The organism is Clostridioides sp. ES-S-0006-03, from assembly GCF_020662275.1.
GTDB lineage: Bacteria > Bacillota > Clostridia > Peptostreptococcales > Peptostreptococcaceae > Clostridioides.
Map to the genome: position 1 here is coordinate 1 of NZ_JADGMM010000029.1, position 4576 is coordinate 4576.

The window sequence follows — 4576 nt, forward strand, 5'->3', positions numbered from 1 at the left end:
CGGGAACTTTACGTGTTTTGAGAGGCGTTTTTGTTCCATCCATATTAAGTTCAATGTCATAAATATTTTTTATAGTAGCTGGTCTTTTAGATAGTATTGCAACTTTATCTGATATGCTTATTGCTTCTGCCATCACTACAGAAGTGCGACCTATCAGACAACGAAACTAAGTCATCTATGTCAGCACCCATATAAACAATGCTAAGAGTGTTGCTAGAACTATCCCAAACTATAGAATCAATAATAGTAGACAACAATAACTTCTTATTATCCAAATTAGCATCATCAACCATATTGTTAAACTTTTCTAAATTACTAACAACAATATCTAAATTAACATTGGCATTTTTAATATCAGCATTGTTATCTTCTAAGTTTCTAACCTTAACTTTTAATTCTTCAATTTCACTATTTAAACTTTCAATCTGAGAGATAATATAATTAGAAGCAACACTACCAGTATTTTTAGCAAGTTCTATAACTAAATTACTGATGATTTTTTCTTTATCCTTAATAAAATTCCTAAATAAATTAATCTCACTATTAATACTATTTGATGCATTATCAACTTTAATCTTATTTTCATGAAAAGCATCTATAATAGATTCTACATTACAATTTTTAATTCTTTCAATAACAATAGCTTCAACTAAAGGTCCTTTAAGATTTTTACAATTACAAGCATCAACACCAAGATTCTTTTTAGTACCACATACATAATAATACTTTAATTCTTTATCAGTTCGTTTGCCTTTATAAGTAATTCTCATATTAGAACCACACTTAGAACATTTTAAAATTCCTGATAATAAAGCAACTTTACCAGTAGCAATTCTTGGACTCTTATCACGATTAGCATCAAGTAAACCTTGAACTTCAAGCCAAGTAGTAGAATCTATAATTCCTTTATGTTTAGCAATAGCTGCGATAGGTGTAGATGTATTTTTAGCATAAGTAAGTATTCCACATTCATTATCAGGAGTACCGATAACTTCCATATTATTATTTCTAAGATATTCTACAACAACATCATTAGCTTTTACATAAACAGGACTTCTAAGTATACCAGATAATGAACTAGGGTCAAATTTACCACCACGAGGACCTTTTATTCCATTGTGATAAACATATTTGTATAATTGAGATAAAGATCTAAGTTCTAGATACTTAGCATAAACTATTTTAACAACTTCCATCTCATCATCACTAACTTCTAACTGATACATACTTCTTTCTTTTAGGTTTTCATCTAAGTATTTAATTTTTTTACTGCTAAATCCATGAGGGGTTTTACCACCTAGCCATCTCCCAGTACGAGCAAGTTCATACATATTATCTTTTATACGTTCAGCTATTGTTTCTCTTTCAAGCTGTGCAAATACACTAGATATAAACATCATAGCTCTTCCCATTGGAGTAGAAGTGTCAAATTGCTCTTTGATAGATATAAAAGATATATCTAGTTTATTTAATTTTTCTATTAGAGTAGAGAAGTCAGATACATTTCTTGATATTCTATCCAATCTATAGCACACAAGATAATCAAATTTGTTTGCTTTTGCATCTTGCATCATTTTTTTAAACTGAGGTCTATCTATATTACCACCACTAAAGCCTTCATCTTCATATATTAAAAAATCTTTTATACCAACAGATTTAGCATAGTCCATACATAGTTGTATTTGATTTTCTATAGATTCACCTTTGCCCGTAAATTTTGATTTTCTTGAATAAATTGCAGCCTTCATAAGTTTAACCCCCTTAAACTTTGGTATAAATTGACTTGAATAAGTAATATTCTGGTATTCAACTTCATATCACAAAAGAGTAGATGTATTTATCAGAGCACCCATTATAGTAGTATTTTCAATACGTATAGGTATTAATAGTGTTTTATTATTTACTTATATATAAATATATGATGTAAAGAATACATTAAATGTTAATAATACATTTTTATTGCATCATATGAAAAAATATTGATTTCGTTTTGATAGAGAAAATTTGAGACTTAATTAGTTGTGTCAAGACAAGTCTATAACCTCATAGATTAATATAATAACTCAATTAAGGCATAGGGGGATTATATATGGATATAAAAGTTGTGGAGATTTTTCCTACAAATCCACTGGAACTAAAAAAAATAGAATCAGCTAAAGCTATATGGTTTGTAAATGCATTAAGAAAAAAGTATCCTGAGGAAGTTTTAGATAAAGCCTTTAAGATACTAGAAGAAGATTTAGAAAAAAGTGAAGCTAAAGCTTAAAATTTTGATAAGGTATACATATGATATAAGAGAGGAAAAACAAATGAGAAAATATTTGGATTCACATATATTTTATGAGACTAATGCATTAAAAGAGAAGAGTGGTTAGAAAAAAGAAAATCGGAAATCTCCCCCCTACGTTTAAAAATAGACGTAGGGGCATTAATATTTATTTTTTATAAAGAAGTTTCTCTTAAAACTAAATTTTCATTTCTTTCAATTAGATGTCTAATAGACCATTCATTTTGAAATAACAATACTGGATTGCTATTTTTATCTTCAACTAGTATTGTATCCATTGGTATTGAAAGCTTATCCGATTTGAAAGTATCAGGTTCAATCCAACGTATGTGACGATAAGGTAGTGTATTCATTATCATATCAACACCATATTCTTGTTTTAGACGATATTCTAAAACTTCAAATTGAAGAACTCCAACGACTCCTACAATAAGTTCTTCCATACCAAAATTAGGTTGTTTGTATATCTGTATAGTACCTTCTTCTGATAATTGTGTAAGACCTTTTAAGAACTGTTTTCTTTTAAGAGCATTCTTTGTAGATACTCTTACAAAATGTTCAGGAGCAAATTGTGGTATACCAGTGTATTGTAAATTTGATTTTTTTTCACTTAATGTATCACCAATATTAAATATTCCTGGATCATGTATCCCTATAATGTCCCCTGGATAAGCTGAATCTATTATAACACGGTCTTGGGCTACAAACTGTTGAGGTTGTGAAAGTTTAACCTTTTTATTTCTTTGTACATGAGTTACTGTCATACCTTTTTCAAATTTACCAGAGCAAATTCTTAAAAATGCAATTCTATCTCTATGAGATTTATCCATATTAGCTTGAATTTTAAATATAAATCCTGAGAAGCTATTAGAATTAGGGTCAATATCACCTAAATTACTGCTACGAGGATTTGGTGGAGGTGTTATTTCTAAGAACGATTCTAAAAATGGTTCTACACCAAAGTTGGTAAGGGCACTTCCGAAGAACACAGGCGTCAATTCACCATTTAATACTCCGTCTAAATTAAAATTATCTCCAGCAATATCTAAAAGTTCAATATCCTCTAGTAGTTTTTCATGAAGAGCATCACCTAATAAAGTATTAAATTTTTCATCAGATATATCTCCAGTTGTAGACTTAGCAATAGATTGTCCATGGTTACCATCATCAAATAGTTCAACTTGATTTTTATGACGGTTAAACACACCTTTGAACTCTTTACCAGAACCAATTGGCCAGTTTACTGGACAAGAGCGAATTCCTAGAACATTTTCAATATCTTCAAGTAGTTCAAAGGGATCCTTTCCTTGACGGTCCATTTTATTTATAAAAGTGAAAATTGGTATTCCTCTCATTTTACAAACTTGGAATAATTTCTTTGTCTGATCCTCGACACCTTTAGCAGAGTCAATAACCATTACTGCGCAGTCTGCTGCCATAAGAGTCCTATAAGTGTCCTCACTGAAATCTTGATGCCCTGGAGTATCAAGAATATTTATACAAAAGTTATTATATTCAAATTGAAGAACACTTGATGCAACAGATATACCTCTTTGTTTTTCAATTTCCATCCAGTCAGATACTGCATGTTTTTGAGATCTTCTTGATTTAACTGATCCGGCTTCACGAATGGCACCACCATATAATAGAAACTTTTCAGTTAATGTAGTTTTTCCTGCATCGGGATGGGAAATGATTGCAAAGGTTCTTCTTCTTTTAACTTCATCAATCAAGCTTAAATTTTGTTCTGTCATTTTTTATCATCCTTTATTTTAATTTTACGATTATCCAAATATAAAAAATTATATTTATTAATAGTTTTAAAATGAACATAATTTTCCATATGCTATAAAAAACTACAATCCTATTAATATTATAACTTTATTGCAAAACTGTCAATATAAAAACCTTATGAAAACAGCTTTACTATCTTACTGTATAGCACAAACCCCTTTTTAAGATTAAAAGGACTTTTTTATAATTCCTAGCTCGTTAGAAGCAATAGCACCCTCAACTATTCTACATTTCATACATATTAAGATTGACTATAACAACTTCATATTTATGAGTATTATCATGAAAAATATCTGAGTTAGAATCTAAATGGATGGATTTAAATAAAATAGATTAATTCCTAAAGTTGCACTTTTATAGAAAGTGCATCTGCCATCACTACAGAAGTGCGACCTATCAGACAACGAAACTAAGTCATCTATGTCAGCACCCATATAAACAATGCTAAGAGTGTTGCTAGAACTATCCCAAACTATAGAATCAATAATAGTAGAC

The 4576-nt window shown here is 29.7% G+C and carries 4 protein-coding genes; 1 reads left to right on the forward strand and 3 read right to left on the reverse strand.

Annotation, left to right across the window (positions count from 1 at the left end; translation table 11 throughout):
* Nucleotides 1–104: 104 nt before the first annotated feature.
* Complete coding sequence (locus tag IR151_RS19760) at nucleotides 105–1748, reverse strand: recombinase family protein (protein ID WP_227437650.1); 1644 nt, start codon at nucleotides 1746–1748, stop codon at nucleotides 105–107.
* Nucleotides 1749–2089: 341 nt separating this feature from the next.
* Here IR151_RS19760 and IR151_RS19765 point away from each other — a divergent pair, with 341 nt between their 5' ends.
* On the forward strand, nucleotides 2090–2266 hold the full coding sequence (locus IR151_RS19765) for a hypothetical protein (RefSeq protein ID WP_227437652.1): 177 nt from the start codon (nucleotides 2090–2092) through the stop codon (nucleotides 2264–2266).
* Nucleotides 2267–2442: 176 nt separating this feature from the next.
* On the opposite strand, the gene IR151_RS19770 is transcribed toward IR151_RS19765, so the two are convergent.
* Together IR151_RS19770 and IR151_RS19775 are read right to left on the reverse strand one after the other, a co-directional pair.
* The gene (locus tag IR151_RS19770; RefSeq protein WP_227437655.1) at nucleotides 2443–4041 is read right to left on the reverse strand and encodes a peptide chain release factor 3; all 1599 of its coding nucleotides are present in this window, start codon (nucleotides 4039–4041) and stop codon (nucleotides 2443–2445) included.
* Nucleotides 4042–4386: 345 nt separating this feature from the next.
* A partial coding sequence (locus IR151_RS19775; RefSeq protein WP_227437657.1) for a hypothetical protein occupies nucleotides 4387–4576 on the reverse strand: 190 nt, incomplete at its 5' end.